This is a genomic window from Limnomicrobium aquaticum, from assembly GCF_040545545.1.
GTDB classification, from domain to species: Bacteria; Pseudomonadota; Alphaproteobacteria; order Rhizobiales; family Rhizobiaceae; genus Ensifer_A; species Ensifer_A aquaticum.
Window position 1 is genome coordinate 1154939 of sequence record NZ_JBEPMB010000001.1, and the last position, 20692, is coordinate 1175630.

Below are 20692 nucleotides of genomic sequence, written 5' to 3' on the forward strand. Positions count from 1 at the left end.
TCGTTCCAGATCATGTTGAAGGCTAGGCGCGCGCCATGAACCCGCGCTGAACGCGACGTTCATCTTTCCGCGCATGGAAACCGCACCAGGCGGCTCGGAATGCATCGCCAATTTGCAGCCAGGGCGCATATTCCTGTTGCATTTTTTTCAGAAAAAGTCCGAATATCCCGTTCAAGGTGAAATGAAGTTTTCATCTGGCCGGTTGTGCCATTGCCGGGGCGGAACAGTTCCCCGGCACGCATCGACATGCCGGCGTCGCAGATATCGGCGTCCCAAAAACAACAAACGACGCCCACCAACAGAGAGGACAACATGGCTCTTTCCCGCAAGATCGCAACCGCAGCAGCACTGGCGCTCACGCTTTTCGCCGGCGCATCGCAGGCCGCCGACAAGCTTGTCATCGGTACGGATTCGACCTACCCGCCCTTCGAATATCTCGATGCGAGCGGCCAGTTCCTCGGCTTCGACATGGATATCGGTCGTGCGCTCTGCGCGCAGATGAAGGTTGAATGCACCTTCGTCAGCCAGGAATGGGACGGCATTATCCCTGCCCTGCAGGCCAAGAAGTTCGACATGATCCTGTCTTCGATGTCGATTACCGACGAACGCAAGAAGCAGGTCGATTTCACCGACAAGGTCTACAACACGCCGCCTGCCATCGCCGTGCCGAAGGATAGCAAAGCCAAGACGCCGGACGATCTGAAGGGCATGACGATCGGTGCGCAGACCTCCACGACGCATGCCAATTATGCCGAAAAGCACCTGCCGGACACGAAGCTGAAGCTTTATCCAACATCGGATGAATACAAGCTCGACGTTGCCGCAGGTCGCGTTGATGCCGTCATTGACGACGTGGTCGTTTTGACCCAGTGGGTGAAGAGCAAGGACGGCGATTGCTGCAAAATCCTCACCGTTCTGCCTACGGACAAGGTGATCAATGGCGAAGGCGCCGGCATTGCCGTGCGCAAGGGTGATGACGCGCTGCGCGAGAAGATCAACAAGGCGATTGCCGCCATCCGCGCCGACGGCACTTACAAGAAGATCCAGGACAAGTATTTCGACTTCGACGTTTACGGCAAGTGATCGTTGACACCTGAAAATTCAGCGGGCGGAAGGCTTGTCCTTCCGCCCGTTTTGTTTGATGCTGACGATACAAAAGAAGATCGCTGCAAAGCAGCGGCAGGGGAAAATTCCGGATGAGCGAACTGTTGTCCGCGCTCGGGCATTTGATTGATCCATTTTGCGGACCTGTCGGGGTCTTCACTCTCTTTGCCGGAAAAGGCCTGCTTTCTTGCGGCGACACCGGGTGGGGCGACGAAATCGCCTCCGGCGTGTTTGTCACCGCGAGCCTTGCCGTCGTCACCTTGCCGGTCGGCCTTCTGTTGGGTTTTCTCGTGGCGCTGGGCAAGCGGTCGGAAGACGCCTATGCGCGGCTCGCTGCAAATATCTACACGACAATCTTTCGTGGTCTGCCGGAAATTCTCACGCTTTTCATGATTTATTACGGCCTGCAAATCCTGATCCAGGCCATTCTGGCGGCTTTAGGATTCGATGAACACATCGAGATTAACGCCTTCTTCTCCGGTATGATCGCGCTCAGCGTCGTCTTTTCAGCCTATTGCTCGGAAGTGCTGCTGTCGGCCTTTCAGGCGATTCCGCGCGGCCAGTATGAGGCGGGTGCAGCACTTGGCATTCGTCCCGGCAAGACCATGGTGCTTGTCATCATCCCGCAACTCATACGCATCGCCCTGCCCGGTCTCGGGAATCTCTGGATGTCACTGCTCAAGGACACCGCCCTCGTCTCCGTGGTCGGCCTCAACGATATCCTTCGCGAAACCGGTCAAGCGACGAAATTTACGAAGGAACCGTTCCTGTTCTATGGCATCGCCTGCCTGCTCTTCCTGATCCTGGCGATCATCTCATCGGTATTCTTCTCGCGCATCGAAATCTGGGCGCGCCGGTCGGAGGCCGCACGATGAGCCACATCGAGGTGTTTATTCCGCCGCAGCCCGCACCGCCTGCAGTCGCAAAGCCGATCACGGGTGCTCGGATAGCCGGCATTTTCTTTATGATCCTCTGGCTCCTGCTGCTCGGCGGCATGGCCTTCATGATGATCCACAACTGGGACTGGGAGAAATTTGCAAAATATGGGCCGCGCTATATCAGCGGCCTGCAAGTGACACTGGGTCTTGTTGCCGTGTCGATTATTGGCGGGGCGATCATTTCGTTTCCGCTCGCCTTCGCGCGCATGTCAAAGAACCGCATCCTGTCGGGCATTGCCTATGTCTATGTCTATCTCTTTCGTGGCACACCCCTCCTGGCGCAGCTATTCCTGATCTATTACGGACTTGGAAGTTTCAGGCCGCAACTTGAAGCCGTCGGGCTCTGGTCCTTCTTCAAGGATGCCTGGAACTGCGCCGTCTTCGCCTTCGCACTGAATACCGCCGCCTATCAGGCCGAGATCCTGCGTGGCGCCATCGAGAGCGTGCCGCGCGGCCAGCGCGAGGCGGCCATTTCGCTTGGCATCAACACGCGGATTTCGTTCTGGAAGATCATCATGCCGCAGGCGCTGATCGTGGCGCTGCGCCCCTATGGCAACGAAATCATCCTGATGGTGAAGGCCTCGGCCATCGTCGCCATCGTCACCGTCTTCGACCTGATGGGCGAAACGAAATATGCCTTCTCACGCACCTTGGACTATCAGACCTATCTGTGGGCGGCGATCTTCTATCTCGTCATCGTCGAAATCCTGCGCAATCTCTGGAACGGGCTCGAAGCGCGGCTGACGCGGCATCTGAAGCGGTAAGGCATTGGCAGCAGTCTCCACGCGAGGCTGCTAGCCTCCTGATTTCCAACGATAAAATATTGACAGGGAGAAAGCATTTAAGGAGCAGTTAACCATCCAGGCGCAGACTGGATTTGTCATCGTTTCGTCATAACGGCAAATGGGGTTGTCATGAACGAAGAAATGAAGCTGCAACTGAAAGGCTATGGACTGACCACCGCGGAAATCCTCTACCGGATGCCCGACCACCCGAGCGTGCTGCAGAGCTATCTCTGGCAGCACTATGATCTCGCTCCGGACTTTCCGGAAATGAAGAGCTTCCTGAATTTCTGGCGGGAGAAACTGGACGGACCGCTGCATTCCGTCCGTTATGTCCACCGCAAGCTCATCTCTGCGACGGAGTGGAGGGCGCTGTCCGGCGAATTCTTCATTCACTGACCGCCAAAATAGGAGTTGCGAGAAAGCCAGTCGCGCCCTAAAAGCGCGCCATGGCAAAAGCACCCGCGAAAATCGACGAAGAGGCCCTCGCAGAGGCCTATAACCGCGCGCTCGCGCTCGAAAAGGCCGGCGACATCGACGCGGCCGAAAAGGCTTACGCGCAGGTTCTCGCGCTGGACCCGGAAGACCACGGCGGCGCGGCCGTTCGTCTGGCTGCGCTTGGGCGCGGCGAGACGCCGATCAAGGCGCCCGATGCCTATGTCGAGACGCTGTTCGATCAGCATGCCGAGGATTTCGAAGAGATCCTCGTCGAGCAGCTCGGCTATTGCGTTCCCGTGATGATCCGGCAGAAACTACAGGAGCTGAAGCTCGGCCCCTTCGAAAGCCTGCTCGATCTTGGCTGCGGCACGGGGCTCACCGGTGGCGCATTGCGCGACATGGTGACCGGCGAAGCCGTCGGGCTCGACCTTTCCGAAAACATGGTCGAGATCGCTCACGAGAAAGACCTCTACGAAACGCTCTATGTGGCCGAGTGCGTCGACTATCTCGACGACAATGAGGACGGGCCTTTCGCGATCGTCACGGCTGCCGACGTTCTCCCCTATATCGGTGCGCTGGAGCCGCTTTTCTTCGGCGTGGCCGAAAACCTCGAAAACGGCGGGCTGTTCGTCTTCTCGTCGGAGACCCGGCCGGATGCCGAGGTTGGCCCTCTCGGCTACAAGGTCGGCCCGAGCCAGCGCTTCGTGCATTCGCAAGCCTATGTCACCGACCGCCTTGCGGCGACCGGTTTCGAGGTCATTTCGATGACAGACATCAATGTCCGCATGGAAAACGGCGAGCCCTCGCCGGGTCATCTTGTGGTGGCGCGTCTGCAGGGCGAGTAACCCTTCGGACAAATCGAGACAAAGCAAAGCTTCTGCGACCACTCGACGGGCGCGCCGGCAAGGCATGCCCTTTTTTCTGAGTATGGTCCGAAAACTCGCGGTCCGGAGCTGCCGGTGTCTGGAACGTCAGATGTGCGACGGTTGCGCGTAAAATCTCAACCAGGGAATTGAACATGGAATGCTCCTTTCCTTGGCATGTCACCCCGCTTGCGTGCATCCTTCAAACGAGTTTATGGTTCGTTCGAATGACTTGAAGTTATGGGAGCCTGGGATGAAGCGTGGACGGTTGCCTTTGACGGCGCTCCGCAGCTTTGAAGCAGCGGGACGGCTCTCCAGTTTTACCGCCGCGGCAGACGAGCTTCGCGTTTCGCAGGCCGCGATCAGCCGGCAGATCCGCGACCTTGAGGAACTGATCGGAACGGCCCTTTTCGAGAGGCATCACCGATCGGTCACGCTCACGAAAAGAGGCCGCAGCCTGATCGAGGCCCTTACGCCTGCTTTCGACAGTATGGACATGGCTCTGGAAGAGATCACGGCACGTCCTTCGCGCCCTGCCGTCGTCATCAGCGCGGAGCCAGCCTTTGCCACCTGCTGGCTTGGCGCGCGTCTGTCCGACTTTCAGCAAACCTACCCTGAGATCGAAGTCACGCTGGATTCCGACCCGCATGTCGTCGATTTGCGCACCAGCAAGGCCGGGATTGCCATCCGCAATTCCTCCGGAGAGGGTGTGTGGCCAGGCGTGCAGTCGAAATTGCTCTATACCGCCTCCCTGACCCCGGTCATTGCCCCGCAACTGCTGGCAAGCGGCCCGGCTTTAGCGAAACCGGAGGATCTGCTGCACTATCCGCTGCTGCATGAAGACCACCGCGACGATTGGGACCGCTGGTTCAAAGATGCCGGCGTCGCATCGCAAGCAGCGCTGCGCGGTCCGGTCTTTTCCGACTACGGCATTGTCCTTCAGGGCGCGCTGGCCGGCCGCGGTGTCGCGCTTGCCGATGTTGTGCTGACTGCCGATGAAATTGCGTCGGGCCGCCTTGTCAGACCGTTCGATCTGACCACGACATGCGGTCAATACTGGCTTGTGGTGCGCAGCTTTTCTCGTCTCAATGCCAGCGAACGATCTTTCGTCCGCTGGCTGGACGCAGCACTTCCGCAGTTTCAGGCCGCGACCGGGCCGGGCTCCGCCATTTCCGAGTGAAGGATCTGGTCGAGACGCTTGAGCATGCCGTTGGCGACCTCGCGCTCGCCCATGATCACCGTGTCGGCACCCAGATTGGTCAGATGCTCGACCTCGGCATCCGAATGGGCGCGGGCAATGACCAGCAGGCGGCCGTTCATCTTCTTGGCGCTTTCGACGATATTGCCGGCCTCGAAGGCATCGGGGATCGCAACGACGAGGCTTCGCGCGCGGCCGATATTGGCCAGTGAAAGCAGTCCAGCGGACGCTGCATGACCGGCTATGGCGTCGATGCCCTCGGCATGAAGATCGCTGACAAGCCGGTCCGACTCCTCGATCACCACAAACGGAATTTTCGCCGTCTTCAGGTTGGCGGCGACGATGCGTCCCACCCGGCCATAGCCGACCAGAACGCAGTGGCCGTCGTGCGGGACGGGCGTCCTCGTATCTTCTTCTTCATCCGCGGTCTGTTCCGCCGCATCCGTCGGCTTGACGGACTCGGTTTGAGGCGTCTTGCGCGCCATGCGCCGCGCGGCGACGTCTTCAAAACGCGGCCGAAGCCTATCCGTCAGATAGAACATCAACGGGTTGAGGACGATTGAGATGATCGCGCCGGCGAGGATGAAGTCTCGCCCCTCCTCCGGCAACAGCTTCAGGCCAACGCCAAGCTCGGCGAGAATGAAGGAGAATTCGCCGATCTGCGCCAGGCTCGCCGAAATCGTGAGCGCGGTCGAGACCCCCTTTCGAAAGAGAATGACGATCAGGAAGGCGGCTGCGGACTTGCCGATGACGATGATAAACACGGTGGCGAGGATTGCCAGCGGCTCGCGCAACAGGATCGTCGGATCGAACAGCATGCCGACCGAAACAAAGAAGAGGACCGAAAACGCATCTCGCAGCGGCAGGCTTTCGCGGGCGGCACTGTGCGAGAGCTCACTTTCGGACAGAACCATCCCGGCGAAGAAGGCGCCCAGCGCCAGTGACACGCCGAAGAGTTGCGACGCGCCGAAGGCGACGCCCAGCGCAATCGCGAGAACGCCGAGGCGGAAGAGTTCACGTGAACCGGTATGGGCAATCCGGTGCAGGATCGCCGGAATGACCTTGCGGCCGAAGACCAGCATGACGGCAACGAAGAGCGCGACCTTCAGCAGCGTCAGCGCAATGAGGCCTCCAATGCCTATATCCCAGCCGCTCATCTGAACCAACGCCACGGCCAGCGGATCGACAAGCCGCTCTCCATTGCCCACAGAGGCGACGGCGGGAATGAGGACGAGCGCGAGAACCATCGCCAGATCTTCCACGATCAGCCAGCCGACCGCGATACGCCCCTTGGCCGTTTCCACCATGCGCCGCTCCTGCAGCGCCTTGAGAAGCACGACCGTCGAGGCGACGGAGAGCGCGAGACCGAAGACGAGACTGCCCCCCGTCGACCAGCCCATGAGATGCCCCATACCCCAGCCCAGCAAAGTCGCAAATGCGATCTGCACGATGGCGCCGGGTACGGCGATCACACGAACGGAAAGCAGGTCTTTCAAAGAGAAATGCAGACCGACGCCGAACATCAGCAGGATGACGCCGATTTCGGCGAGTTCCGGCGCGAGGTTCTGGTCGGCAACGAAGCCAGGAGTATAGGGGCCGACGAGGATGCCGGCGACCAGGTAACCGACGAGCGGCGGCAGGCGGAAGCGATGCGCGATTGCACCAAGGATAAATGCCAGCACGAAACCCCCGACCAAGGTTGAAATAAGGGGCGTAGCGTGCGGCATGGGCGTCTCCTCTTGGCGCGCGGGTCTTAAAATGATAAAAATGATCGATATCGACCAATATGGGAATTTCTGAGGCCAAGTTCAACCGCATGCATGATGAAGAAAAACAAACAGTTCTGACACCGGAGATGTGCCGCGCCGCGCGTGCATTTCTGGATTGGACACAGGCCGATCTCGCGGAAAAAGCCGCCGTTTCGCGCGGGACGGTGCGTGACTATGAAGCGAGTGCGCACGCCGTCCATCGCTCAACGCCGGCGCTCTTGCGCAAGGCCCTGGAAGATGGCGGGGTAAGGCTGGAGTGTCGAGACGGCGGCGGGCTGGCACTGGTGCAGGAATAGAGGCTTCCCCAGCGGCGCGAACGAAACACGCAAAAGGTGCCTATATAACTAATACAACTTTTGATTTACAATCGACGGTTTTTGTAACATCCTGACAACATCTTATGCGCGCTTCATGTAAGATTTGGGGGAACCGTCATGGGCAAATGGGATTACGCCGTCATTGTCGCCGCTGGATGTCTGGGCCTCTTGCCATCGCTCGTTGCCCTGATGGCGAGATACGAATTGCGGATCCGCCGACTCAAAAGCCTGCTTGAAGTTTATCGACAGTTTGGGCGGCCACGGCGTCGTGAGACCGATTTGAAGATCGGGCAGCCCGGGGCACAGCAAGACGCAAATCGCCCACCTGCACCCGAAATAGACGTCGCAAACGCTGCGGTCGCCGCTGCGGACCAGGGGGCGAGGCCAGCTGCGGACCAGGCAGCTTTGACCCGAGAGGAAGAGGAAAGAAACAATCTCGAATTCTCTTCGAGACCACGTCTCTCCCTCAACCCGCTTGTCGAATTAGTGAAGACAAAATATACGGCGGACCTTCCGGCCATTGAGGATGAAGAAGCCTTGAAGGACGCGACCAAGGAACTGCCCCTTCACATCAAGAACGCAAGAAAAGTCTCCGCTGTCAGCAATCGGAATCTGTTAGCCGGCGCTCTTGTTTTTGGGGTTTCGTCTTCCGTGGCCTTCTACGCGTTCCTGAACGCCCTCCTCTCCAATTTTACCACGATATTTCCGACCTGCTTCGTCGGCATCTGCAACGCCGGACATAGCAATAGTGTTCTGGTGATTGGCTCTATCGTGTTCGTGGGCGGATACATTGCCGCCATGCGGCTGATCATTCAGGCCGTTACGTCGTTCGACCTGACCGGTTACACCTTCGTAAGGCAGGGCGCGGAGGTCCTGTTTTCCGTGTTGCTCGGCATGATCATCTTCACAGCCTTTCCCTATCCCATGCAGACCTTCGGTAAAATCATGCTCGCTGACGATACCGTGCAGACGCTTGCGGTGGCCGAAAAGGAGAAACGGGATGCCGCCGTCGCGAATTACAGACAGAAGTGCCCGCCGCAGCAGGAGAGCGGGAGCGGCACGGCGAAGCTTCCAACCCCGGCATCCGCCGCGGAATGTCAGCGCCTTTTCGCCGATCTTGATGCAACCGAGAACAAGAAAATCCCTTGGTACTGGTTCGTACTCGCTGTTGTCTTCGGCCTGGTTCCGACAAGTTCGAGCCGCTATCTTCTGAACAAGGTGCAGGACTTCTTCAACTGGGCCAAGACGACGGACGAGCGGTTTGCGAAGATCACGCGGGTAACACCAGTCGATATCCTGGACGGGATCGATTTCGAAACCCGCTACAGGCTTGAAGAGTGCGGACTGCGCGATGTCCAGAACCTGGCATGCGCGAACCCGGTGATGCTGGCAGTCGAGAGCCCCTTTAATCTGAACGAACTGATCGACTGGATCGGCCAGGCGCAACTCTGCCACCTTGTCGGCTCGGAGCGCTACATCTTCCTTCGAGAATATAACGTCAGGACGATTTTCGATCTCGAACGCGCAATAGACAGCAGGAATGCGCCGGATTCTTTCGACGTCGTTTATGGATCAATCCTTCTTTCTCCCACAGACGCGATGAAGTCCGCTGCTGAGACAACGAAGATCAAGTTCCTGATCGGGGATAGTACGGGCGCCAAGCATGTCTCGCTCGAAGAGTTTACCACCTGGGCCTACGGGAAGATTTCGCAAGGCGGTGGCGCGCCTGTTCCCGCTAACGCTCAACCTGGCAATGCTGCTGCGCCGCCGCCGCGGGCGCCGATGTCGGAGGCGGTAGAACATATGATGCGCTGGATCAGCGACGATCTGCACGTCAGAAGGCTGAGACGGCTCTGGATTGATATCGAGTTTGCCCTTGGCCCTGATTCCGCTTTTCTGAGTGACTCTCGGCGCAGAGAGGAACCGTAGAAACTGGCAATGTGACAGACGCGCAAAGCCGATTTGTTTTCTGTATCCGATGCTCTAAAACGCTCTCGACAAATTGAGCATCGGAGTCGCATCGTATGGCCAAAGTCGCGTTTATCGGTCTCGGCGTCATGGGTTATCCCATGGCCGGGCATCTCAAGGTGAAGGGCGGGCAAGACGTGGCCGTCTATAACCGGACGTTTTCCAAGGCGGAAAAATGGGCCGCACAATTCGGCGGTCAGGCGTTCCGTACGCCGGCTGAGGCCGCCGCGGGTGCGGATTTCGTCTTTACCTGCGTCGGTAATGACGACGATCTCCGGTCGGTGACTTTGGGTGATGCGGGTTGCATCGCCGGCATGAAAGCCGGTTCGATCCTCATCGACAACACGACGGCCTCTGCCGAGGTTGCCCGCGAGCTTGAAGCTGCCTGCGCGGCCAAAGGTCTCGGCTTCATCGACGCGCCGGTTTCCGGTGGTCAGGCGGGTGCGGAAAACGGCGTGCTGACCGTTATGTGTGGCGGCGACGAGGCGACGTTCGAAAAAGCAAAGCCGGTCATTTCTGCCTATGCCCGCATGGTGGGCCTCATGGGCCCGGCGGGCGCCGGACAGCTTACCAAGATGATCAACCAGATCTGCATCGCCGGGCTGGTTCAGGGGCTTGCCGAAGGCATTCATTTCGGCAAGCGGGCGGGGCTGGATATCGAGAAGGTGATCGAGGTGATTTCCAAGGGCGCGGCCGGCTCGTGGCAGATGGAGAACCGCTACAAGACGATGAACGAGGGGCGCTACGACTTCGGTTTCGCGATCGACTGGATGCGCAAGGATCTCGGCATCGTGCTTTCGGAGGCGCGCAAGAACGGCGCAAAGCTGCCGGTGACGGCGCTCGTCGATCAGTTCTACGGCGACGTTCAGGCCATGGGCGGCAATCGCTGGGATACGTCTTCGCTGCTTGCACGGCTTGAGAAATGACCTGGAGGTCTGCCGCCGGGCTGGCCGCTTTCATCGCGGTGCTTCAGACAGTCACTGCGATGCAGGCCGCAGGGCAGCATGACGTCAAGTTGAGGATCGGCCAGGACGTATCGGCAGCCATTGCGCGATGCTTCAAGGGGCCTTCAGGTCTCTCGCCGCCCTACCCGGCCGTGACACTCGTTCTGAATTTCCGCCCCGACGGCAATCTCGACGGACCGCCGCAGCTCGGCGATCCACCCGGCGGAGACGCGAGACATTCCGCAACGACTGCGGCAGTTCTCGCGGCCGCAAGTGAATGCGCGCGAATAGATAATGCCGCACGCTTCCGCGATACCTATTCGGACTGGGCGTCGCTCAGACTGATTATTAGACCGGGAGAGCCTTGAGATGAGCAGTCTTCACCCCGGTGCCGATACGGCTCAGATTTTGACGCATCTTCGATCGCTTCGCAACGAAGCGAATATTGCCGGCATGGCGCGCTTCGGGATTGTGACCGACACGGCGCTGGGCATTACCACGGATGACATGCGCAAGATCGCGCGTGCGATCAAGAAGGACCATGTCCGCGCGCTTGCTCTCTGGCAGACCGGGCTTCGTGATGCGCGCCTGCTCGCGGCGTTTACGGCAGAGCCTCGAAAGCTGTCTTTGCAGGAAGCACGCGACTGGGCCGCCGACTTCAATTCGTGGGAGATCGTCGACAGCGTTGCCGACCTCTTCGTTGAGAGCGGGCATTGGCCGGTTCTTATCCCTGAATTCGCGGCCGACGAACGCGAGTTCGTCCGGCGCACCGCGTTTTCGATGATGGCCTGGGCCGCCGTGCATCTTAAAAAGGAGCCGGACGAGCATATCCTTGCCTTCCTGCCCCTCATCGAACGTTACGCGACCGACCCCCGAAATTTCGTCAGGAAGGCGGTCAACTGGGCTCTGCGCCAGATCGGAAAGCGAGGTCCGGCTTGCCGGGGGCCCGCCTGGACCCTCGCCGAAACGCTGGCAGATAGCGGTGATCGCACCGCGCGGTGGATCGGAAAGGATGCGATCCGCGAATTCGAGAAGAAGTTCGGTCCTCGAGTCAAAGACGGGCGTGATCAATCCGGAAAAGCCTGAGATGACGGCTTCCTGTCACCGGGATCGGAAGAAGTCCGTTCGGAGTCTTGTCGTTCAGCAGGGCCTCGAAAAAGGAACCTGCGGGCGGTGCGAAAAGCGCCTTGGCCGTCTCGGGATAGGTGCAGAAGGCAAGATAGTCGAACGGCGTCAATGCGGCCTTTCTGGCTTCCGCATCTGAAAGATAGAGCGCGTCGAACATCCGGCGCATGCCGGGTGCGGCACGATGAAAGCGGATGGCCTCGACATTGACGCCGTTGGCGGCCTGTTCCAGGAATGTCAGCCCCGTTGCCGGCGCAACCATGTAATGGCCCGCCGGCAGGGTCTTCATGGCCTTGCGGTCGGCTGCGGAACACGTGTCATTCATGAGGAAATCCGCTGCATCGAGCACATCCGGTTCACGGCTCACCGGCATCGCGAGAGCAGCGGCCTGAAAAAGCCCGCCTGCGACGAGCGCGACACCCAAGGAACTCAAGACCAGTTTTCTCTGTTCCGCGAGGGAACGCGAGCCGAGATGCGCCAGCATTTGGGGAATGAACAGCGGCAGGATTGCGGCCGGAAACCGCATGAACCGGAAGGCTTCCAGATTGGCCAGGAAGGCCGCGACGCCCAGAGCGAGCACGATCGCCGGAGCGGTCTGCCCCGCCCTGAAGCGCCTCCATGTCAAAACGCCTGCGCAAAGAATAATGGTTGTCTGAAGCGCCAGATCCAGGGCTGCCGGGAGAAAGCCCGTCCGTAGCAGCAGGAGAACACTGTGCTCCTGGTCGATGCGATCGAGCCAGAGTTCCCGCGTGAGCGGATCGATCAGCGCATAGGGTCCGGCAAGGATACCCGGCTGCGCCAGGACAATGAGCACCGCGAGCGCAGCGCCGGGGAGCGCGAGCGCCGCAAAGCGCAGGGCTATGGAGACATTCCGCTGCAGGACGGTCCCCACCAGAAGCGAGATCAAGCCGAAGCCTGAAAAGGCAGCGACATAGGGTTCCGAAAAGATGTCGTTCTGAACGCTGAGAAGTACGTGCGGCCCGGCGAAGACCAACGTCGCCAGCGGCGCAGCGACGCACATGGTGGCCGAGAACGATCTGAACACGCCGTGCACGCCGGGGCGTCCGGCGATCCAGGCAAGCGCGAGCGCAGACCAAAGCGCCGCGATCAGAGGCAAGGTTTCCAGCCCGATGGTCACGGATAACGCAAGCGCCATGCCTGTCAGGATACCTCCGGCAGCCGACCAGCACAGAACGCCGTAGCTCGCGGCCGCAAGCATCACCAGCTGAAGGTTATGATGATCGATCCGGCCGGGCGCGAATTCCAGCGCCGGCGAGATCATTGCCAGCGCCGCAACGAGCGCATGCAAGGGCGGCACGCCCTGGCCTGCGGGCACGAGCCTTTTCATGCAGCCTGCGCTGAACCCTGCAAAGGCAAGCATCAGCACAGGAGGCCAGACATTGAACGCGATGGTGAGAGCCTGCTCGGTATCCGTCAGGTGCGACAGACCCCATGCAATCGCCGCATAGGGCGCATCGACCAGCCGGGACCAGGGAGAGACATAGGGGCCGGGCATGGCGATGCCGGTCAATGTCAGATCGTACCAGCCGTTTCCCGAAAGGAGTTGCCGGATCTGCACGGCCCGCAGGCGATCATCGATATCCCCCAAGAACGGAATACTGTCGGATAGGTCATAGGCCGCAGCCGCCAGGAACACGAGCGACAGAATGAGGAAGGCATCGGGCTTCGCGCTGCCGGAACCGAACGCTTTATCGAGGCGGGGGATACGTGATGGTTGTATTGCGACCAAGGCGTCATCCCCTGCAATTGCGATTGCCGCACGCTATAGGTGCACAGTTAACAAAACGGTTTATGCCTTGTCTTCCGATGTCGATTCTGTTGACGACAAAACCGACAGACGATATGTAACGTTATAACATATTATCTGTCGATCGAGGTTCACATGTCCCCCAAGTTGCCCGTAACCGTCCTTTCCGGCTTTCTCGGTGCCGGCAAGACGACTTTGCTCAACCACATTCTGCACAACCGCGAAGGCCGCAAGGTGGCGGTGATCGTCAACGATATGAGCGAAGTCAACATTGATGCGGAACTCGTGCGCGATGGCGGGGCGAACCTGTCGCGCACGGACGAACAACTGGTCGAAATGAGCAATGGCTGCATCTGTTGCACGCTGAGGGACGACCTTCTGAAGGAGGTGCGGGGCCTCGCCGAACAGGGCCGCTTTGACTATCTGCTGATCGAATCCTCCGGAATTTCGGAGCCCCTGCCCGTTGCCACGACGTTCGAGTTCCGTGACGAGGAAGGCGTCAGCCTCGCCGATGTCGCGCAGATCGACACGATGGTCACGGTTGTCGATGCAGCTAACCTTCTCAAGGACTACGGCTCCGCCGATTTTCTCGCCGACCGGGGCGAGACTGCCGGCGAAGGCGACGACCGCACGCTGGTCAGCCTGCTGGTGGAGCAGATCGAGTTTGCCGATGTCATCATCCTCAACAAGGTGAGCGCGGCTTCACCCGAGGAACGTTCAGCGGCTCGCGCCATCATCCGATCCCTGAATGCGGACGCGCGGATCATCGAGACCGATTTCGCTCAGGTCGACCTCGCAGAGGTCATGGGAACCGGCCGCTTTGATCTGGCGCGCGCCGAGCAGAACCCGCTCTGGTTCAAGGAGATGCATGGCTTCAAGGATCATATTCCCGAAACTGAGGAATATGGCGTGCGCTCATTTGTCTATCGCGCGCGCCGTCCCTTCCATCCGGAGAAGTTCATGGCCTTCCTCGACCGGTCTTGGCCGGGCGTGGTTCGCGCCAAGGGCTTCTTCTGGCTCGCGACCAAGCCGCATTATGTCGGCGAGTTGAGCCAGGCGGGCGCTCTGGTGCGGACGGGCAAGATGGGGCTCTGGTGGTCCGCCGTCCCGAAGGATCAATGGCCGCAAGACCCGCGTTTCAAGGAACGCATGGCGCCCTACATGGATCCGATCTGGGGCGACCGCCGGCAGGAGATCGTCTTCATCGGCACCAACCCGATGGACGAAGAGGAAATTACCGACATGCTCGATGCCTGCCTCGTTCCAGACCGAGCCTACCAGCCGGAGCGCTGGAAGACGTTGCCGGACCCGTTCGCGGACTGGTATGCCCGCTGATGATCGAAGATGAGAACGACGCGGGTCAAGCCTCCCGCGTCCTTTCCAGGCGATCTCAGTCCTCGTTGGACTTCGACGATTCCAGCGACATGTAATCGAGCGGCAGCTCTGTCGTGTACTTGATCTGCTCCATCGCGAAGGCAGACGATACGTCGCGGATTTCGATTCTGGCGATCATACGCTTGTAGAAAGCATCGTAGGCGGCAATGTCGGGCACGACCACGCGCAGGAGATAGTCGACGTCACCGCTCATGCGGTAAAATTCGACCACTTCCGGAAACTCGGCAATCACTTCGGAAAAGCGCTTCAGCCATTCGATCGAATGGGCATTGGTGCGGATCGAAACGAAGACGTTGACCTTGGCATTGACCTTGACCGGATCAAGAACAGCCACTTGGCGCTTGATGACGCCGTCTTCTTCCATCTTCTGGATGCGCCGCCAGCAGGGCGTGGTCGAGAGGCCTACCTTCTTGGCGATATCCGCGACGGCAAGGGTGGAGTCTTCCTGCAGGAGACGCAGGATTTTGCGGTCGAGACGGTCCAATGGTTTTTCCTTTCAACATGCACGATCCTTTCAACGCTAGCACGAGCGACTGAAAAAAGGATTATGCTTCGAGCGCGGTATGCCGCGCTGCATTTTTGGGCCAAATTCACCTCAATGAGCGAATCCGGCAATGAAGCTGCGATTGTTTCAGTCTATCTTGCGGTGCACAAGCTCTTTCAGGACAGGTAACAACTCTTTCTCGAACCATGGGTTCTTTTTGATCCAGCCTGTGTTGCGCCAGCTCGGATGCGGCAACGGCAGAACGGGGACGCTCTCTGTAGGGTCGAGATAGTCGCGCCAGTGCCGAACTGTTTCGGTCATGTTTTCCCGAATATGCGCGCCGAGATGCCAGCTCTGGGCGTGGTGGCCGACGGCCAGGATCAGCTCGATCTGCGGCATGGCTGCCATGACGGTCGCGCGCCAATGCGGCGCGCACTCCTTGCGCGGCGGCAGATCGCCGCCATTGGCGTCATATCCCGGAAAGCAGAAGCCCATCGGCACGATAGAGAATTTGTCGGTGTCGTAAAACTCCTCCCGCGTCACCCCCAGCCAATCGCGCAACCGATTGCCTGACGCGTCGTTGAAGGTCAGGCCCGTTTCATGGACCCGCAGTCCCGGAGCCTGCCCGGCAATCAGAATTTTTGCCTTTGACGACAAGACTGCCACCGGCCTTGGCTCATGCGGCAACCGGTGCGCCTCACCTCGCGCCGGCGCGTCCCGACAGAGCCGGCAGAGCGCGATCCGGTCGAGAAGCTTTCGGATTTCAGTTTCGCTCAACGATATGCCTCATGCCTGCGCGGACGGTCGTGCAGCCACACTGTCATACCAGCGCAGAACGTTGGCGAATTCAGGCGGGCATGGGATGCGGGCGGGCTTCATGAACTGGAAGGCAATGAACATCGTGATGTCTGCGACGGAGAATGCATCGCCCACAACAAAGGGACGGCCCTCAAGTTCCCGATCCATGAAACGCAGAAAGTCTATGGCCTTCGGCTTGTTGATCTCCCCCCATTCGGGCAGTTGCGGTATTTCCCAATCTTTCATCGCGGGATGAATATGGCGGAAGGCTGCGGCAACCGACATGAGGTAGCCGAGTTCGATCCGGCGGTTCCACATCTCGACAAAGGCCTTCTCCCGCGCGTCGCGACCGAAGAGTGGCGGGTCCGGGTAAAGCTCCTCAAAGTAGCGGCAGATGGCGATGGATTCCGACAGGTTGGAGCCATCGTCAAGCTCCAGGACCGGCAATCGCCGAAGCGGATTTCGGGCAGCGATCTCATCCGACCTGTGGCCGAGCGCGGCCATGTCGACCGGCACAAGTTCGACCGAAATCCCCTTTTCCGCCAGATACATCCTGACCCGGCGCGGATTGGGGGCCTTTCCCCCGTCAAACAATCTCACGATATCGCCCTCCCCCTACAGCGCGGCGCGTTCCATGGAACGCGCGAACGACGCTGTAGCACCTTGAATTGATGCATGTTCGTTCCGCTCAATCGAATTCGATTGAGCGCGACATGCATTAGCGCAAGTCCAATCATACTTCTGTCATCCCGCAGAATGCGGCACCATTCAGGCCGGCTTCGCGGGCCGCCAAAGATGGCAAATGAATCCTTTCCAGAAGCAACTCTTTAACTCTTTCCCGTTAGAAATTGGTCATAGTTTCCGCGTCTGAAGTTGTATCAGTCCATGCCCGAGCGCGTCAGCACATCTCCGGACAAAAATGTGGTGGACCTGTCCAAGGCCAGCCGCAATGCCGGGCTGACCCGGACAATCCGCGAAACGCGCGCCAGGCTCCAGAACGGCCAGGCTGGCGTCACGCAGTTCCAGCGGGAGACGCTGACGCTCTTTATCGACGCGAGCCTCGACAGCGCGGCCGCCGTTCCCATTCTCGCCTGCGGGATTGGTGCTTTCAGCCTTACCTTCAACATGGGCCAATACACGCTCCTGTGGACGCTGACGACATTGATCGTTCATGCCCTTCATGTCTTTGCGCTCCAGCAGATCAGGCAGCGCCAACCCATCAAGGAGGAGAATACGGTCAGCTGGACGCGCCGGTTGCTCGGCCTGCAGCTCGCCATCGGCTTCTGCTGGGCATTCTTTGCGAGCCAGAGCTGTTCTACCTGCGATCTGGGCTCCTATCTGACCTTCAAGGGCGCCGCTCTGCTCATCGTCCTCAGCGCTACAGCGCTGACGACGTCGATGCTAAATGGCGCGGTGCTAGTCACCTTCCTGCCGACCGTCGCGGCCATCGTCTATCTCTATTGGCGCGACCGGCAGCCGATGGAGATCGGACTGATCGCCATGTTCACGGCGGCCATGGTGTTCTTCATCTTCTTTGCCGGACGGCTCAGGAGAACCAGCGTTCAGCTTCTCTCCTACCAGTCGGAGAAGGACCACCTGATTGCCGAGCTAGAGGTTGCCAAGTCCATATCGGATGAAGCTCGACGACGGGCCGAAGAGGCCAACCTGGCAAAGTCGCGATTCCTGGCTTCCATGTCACACGAACTCAGAACGCCGCTGAACGCGATCCTGGGCTTTTCGGAGGTCATGGAGAATGAGGTTCTGGGTCCCATGTCGAATGCGACCTACAAGGAATATGTCGGCGACATCCACCAGTCCGGCCAGCATCTTCTGAACCTCATCAACGAAATTCTCGACCTCTCGCGCATCGAAGCAGGCCGTTACGAGCTTCACGAGGAATCGGTGAAACTCGACGAGATCACCGAAGACTGCGTCGGCATGGTCCAGCTTCGCGCGCGATCGAAAAACATTCGCATCACCGAGCAATTCGAACCCGGCCTGCCGCCCGTCTGGGCCGACGAGAAATCGATGCGGCAGGTGATCCTCAATCTCCTGTCCAATGCCGTGAAGTTTACGCCGCAGGGCGGCGAGATCGCCATCAAACTCGGCTGGACCGCCGGGGGCGGACAATATGTGGCGATCCGCGACAACGGGCCGGGCATCCCGGAAGACGAGATCCCGGTCGTGCTTTCGGCTTTCGGACAGGGATCGATCGCCATCAAGAGCGCAGAACAGGGAACGGGTCTCGGTCTTCCGATCGTTCAGGCGATCCTCTCCAAGCACGACGGTGAATTCGTCCTGCGCTCGAAACTTCGCGAGGGCACCGAGGTGATCGCGATCCTGCCACCGCGGCGCGTGCTGCAGACGGTTCCCGCCATCAAGGAAGCTCACTCGAACGACAAGCGCAGACGTACTTTCGCCTGATCAGAGACGACGTCAGCGCCAATAAATCTCCGCCACCGCGTAAGCGAGATAGGCAGCATTCAGGCCGATGAGGCAGGCGCAGGCAAGCGAGCCAAGGTCCTTGGCATGCCGGCCGAACATGGAGAATTCGGGCGACAGGTGATCGACCAGTTCCTCGATGGCCGTGTTGACCGCCTCGAAGGCGAAGAGCACGACCATCAGGCCCGCGAAGATGAAAATGCGCTGAAATTCCGCACCGATCACAATCAGCAGAGCGATCCCGAGCACGAAACCGCCCAGCTGCTGGCGAAAGGCCGCTTCGTGCAGCAGGCGCAGAAAACCCTGCCAGGAATAGCGCGCCGCCGAGAGAAAATGGCGAAAGCCAGTCTCTTTCACAAATGGCGGCTTGCCGGGTCCGTGCATGTATCAAGCCTTGTTGGAAACGCCTGCGCCGTCGAAGGTCGCCATGCCAGAGTGGCAGGCTGCCGCGGCCTTGACAATACCCGCCGCAAGCGCCGCACCCGTGCCCTCGCCAAGCCGCATGCCGAGCGCCAGAAGTGGCGTCTTGCCGAGGCGCTCGATGGCGCGCAGATGTCCCGGCTCAGCCGAGACATGGCCGATGAGGCAGTGGTCGAGCGCGGTCGGATTGGCGGCTTTCAGGATGGCAGCGGCAGACGTCGCGACATAGCCATCGATCAGCACGGGGATCTTCTGGACGCGGCAGGCGAGGATCGCGCCGGCCATGGCGGCAATCTCGCGGCCGCCGACACGGCGCAGGACTTCGAGCGGATCGCTCAGGTGATCCTTGTGGAACGCAATCGCCCGTTCGACAGCATCGATCTTGCGTTGCAGGCCTTCGCCTGTGGCACCGGTGCCCGGACCAACCCAGTCTTCCGCCTTGCCACCATAAAGCGCGTAGAAGATGGCAGCCGCGATCGTCGTATTGCCGATGCCCATTTCGCCGATGCAGAGCAGGTCCGTGCCACCGGCAATCGCCTCCATGCCAAAGGCCATGGTGGCGGCGCAGTCACGCTCGGAAAGCGCTGCTTCCTGCGTGATGTCACCCGTCGGGATCTGCAGCGCGAGATCGAAGACTTTCAGACCAAGATCATGCGTTACGCAGATCTGGTTGATTGCAGCACCGCCAGCGGTGAAATTTGCAACCATCTGCTCGGTCACCTCCGGCGGATAGGGCGACACACCCTGCCGGGTGACACCATGGTTGCCAGCAAATATGGCGACCAACGGACGTGTCACCTGCGGCGAACGGCCGGACCAGGCGGCAAGCCAGAAGGCGATTTCCTCGAGCCTACCGAGCGCGCCCGGCGGCTTGGTCAGCTGCGCATCGCGCTTGCGCGCCGCTTCCAATGCGCGGACATCGGGGCCGGGAAGGCTGTTGAGAAGTTCGCGAAAATCGTCGAACGGCAATCCACTCACGCTCATGGACCCAGTATCCTTGTCATTTCAGTTGGAGGCAGGCATTGATGCCGCTTTCTTATTGGTCCGCATGCCGCGAGGCAACGGCAAATGCGACGTGAGCCGTCGCTGATCTAAGGGTTTTTGGGGAGCAGACGGCCATGGTGGATGCGCAAGAGTTTCTGAGGGAGATTGCACGCGCGCTCGGCTTCCTCAGCCGCGTGCCGATCCCTGCCCGGTTCTTCGCGTATCACGACGGTTCGATGCGGCGGACAAGCGGCGCGTTTGCCATTGCCGGAGCAGTCATTGCCCTGCCCCCGGCGCTTCTTCTTGGCGTCCTGCTGCATTTCGACGTCAAGCCGGAGCTGGCAGCACTCCTGGCGCTCGCCCTGCAGATCCTGCTGACAGGCGGGCTGCATGAGGACGGACTTGCCGATTGCGCCGATGGGCTCGGTGGCGGGCGCTCGCGCGAGCGCATGCTGGAGATCATGAAGGACAGCCGGCTCGGCGCCTATGGCGGGCTTGCGCTGATCCTGTCACTGGGGCTGCGCACGGAGGCGCTGGCAGGCATTGCCGATGCCGGGCCGTTAGCGGCAGGTCTGGTGATGATCGCCGTGAATGCGGCCTCGCGAGCAGCCCTCGTCTGGCACTGGACGTCCTTGCCACCGGCGCGGGCGGATGGCGTCGCGGCGGCGGTTGGCCAGCCGGACGACGCTGCCCTCAAGACGGCCGTCATCAGCGGTGGCGTGATCTATGCTGTCGGCCTGATCTGGGGCTTCGGCCTTGCAGATGCGATTGCCGCTGCGCTCGTCGCGGCGTTCGCCGTTGCCCTCTTCACCCGCCTTGTTCGCGGCAAGATTCAGGGGCATACGGGAGATACATTGGGCGCCTGCGAGCAGGTCTGCGAGATTGCGCTTTATGTCGCTCTTGCGATCTTCGCCTGAGCTGCCGATATTAGACAAAGAGCAATTTCAAGAAGTCC

At 59.9% G+C, this 20692-nt stretch carries 22 protein-coding genes; 14 read left to right on the forward strand and 8 right to left on the reverse strand.

Annotation, left to right across the window (positions count from 1 at the left end; translation table 11 throughout):
- Positions 1-59: 59 nt before the first annotated feature.
- Complete coding sequence (locus tag ABID16_RS05660) at positions 60-314, reverse strand: hypothetical protein (RefSeq protein WP_354555349.1); 255 nt, start codon at positions 312-314, stop codon at positions 60-62.
- On the opposite strand from ABID16_RS05660, the gene ABID16_RS05665 reads away from it, so the two are divergent.
- From ABID16_RS05665 to ABID16_RS05690, 6 genes are all read left to right on the forward strand, one after another.
- Positions 313-1083 carry a lysine/arginine/ornithine ABC transporter substrate-binding protein gene (locus ABID16_RS05665; RefSeq protein WP_354555350.1) on the forward strand — a complete coding sequence of 257 codons (771 nt, stop codon included), beginning with the start codon at positions 313-315 and terminating at the stop codon, positions 1081-1083. The two genes, ABID16_RS05660 and ABID16_RS05665, sit on opposite strands and share 2 nt — an antisense overlap.
- Before the next feature lie 113 nt (positions 1084-1196).
- Complete coding sequence (locus ABID16_RS05670) at positions 1197-1979, forward strand: ABC transporter permease (RefSeq protein ID WP_354555352.1); 783 nt, start codon at positions 1197-1199, stop codon at positions 1977-1979.
- Positions 1976-2806, forward strand: coding sequence for an ABC transporter permease (locus ABID16_RS05675; protein ID WP_354555353.1), 831 nt, complete (start codon positions 1976-1978; stop codon positions 2804-2806). The genes ABID16_RS05670 and ABID16_RS05675 overlap by 4 nt, the downstream gene beginning before the upstream one ends.
- 150 nt (positions 2807-2956) lie before the next feature.
- Positions 2957-3223, forward strand: a complete 267-nt coding sequence (locus tag ABID16_RS05680; RefSeq protein WP_354555354.1) for an usg protein — start codon at positions 2957-2959, stop codon at positions 3221-3223.
- Positions 3224-3273: 50 nt separating this feature from the next.
- Complete coding sequence (locus ABID16_RS05685; RefSeq protein ID WP_354555355.1) at positions 3274-4107, forward strand: class I SAM-dependent DNA methyltransferase; 834 nt, start codon at positions 3274-3276, stop codon at positions 4105-4107.
- Between the two features lie 271 nt (positions 4108-4378).
- The gene (locus ABID16_RS05690; protein ID WP_354555356.1) at positions 4379-5305 is read left to right on the forward strand and encodes a LysR substrate-binding domain-containing protein; all 927 of its coding nucleotides are present in this window, start codon (positions 4379-4381) and stop codon (positions 5303-5305) included.
- Here ABID16_RS05690 and ABID16_RS05695 read toward each other — a convergent pair.
- Positions 5266-7050 (reverse strand): cation:proton antiporter domain-containing protein, encoded by a 1785-nt coding sequence (locus ABID16_RS05695; protein WP_354555357.1) that lies wholly within the window; start codon positions 7048-7050, stop codon positions 5266-5268. The two genes, ABID16_RS05690 and ABID16_RS05695, sit on opposite strands and share 40 nt — an antisense overlap.
- Before the next feature lie 89 nt (positions 7051-7139).
- On the opposite strand from ABID16_RS05695, the gene ABID16_RS05700 reads away from it, so the two are divergent.
- From ABID16_RS05700 to ABID16_RS05720, 5 genes are all read left to right on the forward strand, one after another.
- Positions 7140-7388: a transcriptional regulator gene (locus tag ABID16_RS05700; protein WP_354555358.1), complete on the forward strand. Its 249-nt coding sequence runs from the start codon at positions 7140-7142 to the stop codon at positions 7386-7388.
- 138 nt (positions 7389-7526) lie between these two features.
- Positions 7527-9338 carry a hypothetical protein gene (locus ABID16_RS05705; RefSeq protein WP_354555359.1) on the forward strand — a complete coding sequence of 604 codons (1812 nt, stop codon included), beginning with the start codon at positions 7527-7529 and terminating at the stop codon, positions 9336-9338.
- A gap of 95 nt (positions 9339-9433) precedes the next feature.
- Positions 9434-10303, forward strand: a complete 870-nt coding sequence (locus tag ABID16_RS05710) for an NAD(P)-dependent oxidoreductase (RefSeq protein ID WP_354555360.1) — start codon at positions 9434-9436, stop codon at positions 10301-10303.
- On the forward strand, positions 10300-10689 hold the full coding sequence (locus ABID16_RS05715; RefSeq protein ID WP_354555361.1) for a UCP034077 family protein: 390 nt from the start codon (positions 10300-10302) through the stop codon (positions 10687-10689). Before ABID16_RS05710 ends, ABID16_RS05715 begins: the two co-directional genes overlap by 4 nt.
- A gap of 1 nt (position 10690) precedes the next feature.
- Entirely contained in the window at positions 10691-11407 is a 717-nt protein-coding gene (locus tag ABID16_RS05720) for a DNA alkylation repair protein (RefSeq protein WP_354555362.1), read from the forward strand.
- On the opposite strand, the gene ABID16_RS05725 is transcribed toward ABID16_RS05720, so the two are convergent.
- The gene (locus ABID16_RS05725; RefSeq protein WP_354555363.1) at positions 11373-13196 is read right to left on the reverse strand and encodes a hypothetical protein; all 1824 of its coding nucleotides are present in this window, start codon (positions 13194-13196) and stop codon (positions 11373-11375) included. The genes ABID16_RS05720 and ABID16_RS05725 overlap by 35 nt on opposite strands.
- A 153-nt stretch (positions 13197-13349) precedes the next feature.
- Here ABID16_RS05725 and zigA point away from each other — a divergent pair, with 153 nt between their 5' ends.
- On the forward strand, positions 13350-14549 hold the full coding sequence (zigA, locus tag ABID16_RS05730) for a zinc metallochaperone GTPase ZigA (RefSeq protein ID WP_354555364.1): 1200 nt from the start codon (positions 13350-13352) through the stop codon (positions 14547-14549).
- A gap of 55 nt (positions 14550-14604) precedes the next feature.
- Here the strand turns inward: zigA and ABID16_RS05735 are convergent, their stop codons facing one another.
- The 3 genes from ABID16_RS05735 to ABID16_RS05745 form a co-directional block, all read right to left on the reverse strand.
- Positions 14605-15093 carry an Lrp/AsnC family transcriptional regulator gene (locus ABID16_RS05735; RefSeq protein ID WP_354555365.1) on the reverse strand — a complete coding sequence of 163 codons (489 nt, stop codon included), beginning with the start codon at positions 15091-15093 and terminating at the stop codon, positions 14605-14607.
- A 147-nt stretch (positions 15094-15240) separates the two neighbouring features.
- Complete coding sequence (locus ABID16_RS05740) at positions 15241-15876, reverse strand: uracil-DNA glycosylase family protein (RefSeq protein ID WP_354555910.1); 636 nt, start codon at positions 15874-15876, stop codon at positions 15241-15243.
- A 3-nt stretch (positions 15877-15879) separates the two neighbouring features.
- A complete protein-coding gene (locus ABID16_RS05745; RefSeq protein WP_354555366.1) occupies positions 15880-16491 on the reverse strand; it encodes a glutathione S-transferase in 612 nt (203 codons plus the stop codon).
- Between the two features lie 285 nt (positions 16492-16776).
- Here ABID16_RS05745 and ABID16_RS05750 point away from each other — a divergent pair, with 285 nt between their 5' ends.
- A complete protein-coding gene (locus ABID16_RS05750) occupies positions 16777-18315 on the forward strand; it encodes a sensor histidine kinase (protein WP_354555367.1) in 1539 nt (512 codons plus the stop codon).
- A gap of 12 nt (positions 18316-18327) precedes the next feature.
- Here ABID16_RS05750 and ABID16_RS05755 read toward each other — a convergent pair whose 3' ends face one another.
- Together ABID16_RS05755 and cobT are read right to left on the reverse strand one after the other, a co-directional pair.
- On the reverse strand, positions 18328-18717 hold the full coding sequence (locus ABID16_RS05755) for a diacylglycerol kinase (RefSeq protein ID WP_354555368.1): 390 nt from the start codon (positions 18715-18717) through the stop codon (positions 18328-18330).
- A 3-nt stretch (positions 18718-18720) separates the two neighbouring features.
- Positions 18721-19737, reverse strand: a complete 1017-nt coding sequence (gene cobT / locus ABID16_RS05760) for a nicotinate-nucleotide--dimethylbenzimidazole phosphoribosyltransferase (protein WP_354555369.1) — start codon at positions 19735-19737, stop codon at positions 18721-18723.
- 134 nt (positions 19738-19871) lie between these two features.
- Between cobT and cobS the strand changes: the two genes are divergently transcribed.
- Positions 19872-20654, forward strand: coding sequence for an adenosylcobinamide-GDP ribazoletransferase (cobS, locus tag ABID16_RS05765; protein ID WP_354555370.1), 783 nt, complete (start codon positions 19872-19874; stop codon positions 20652-20654).
- Positions 20655-20692: the final 38 nt, after the last annotated feature.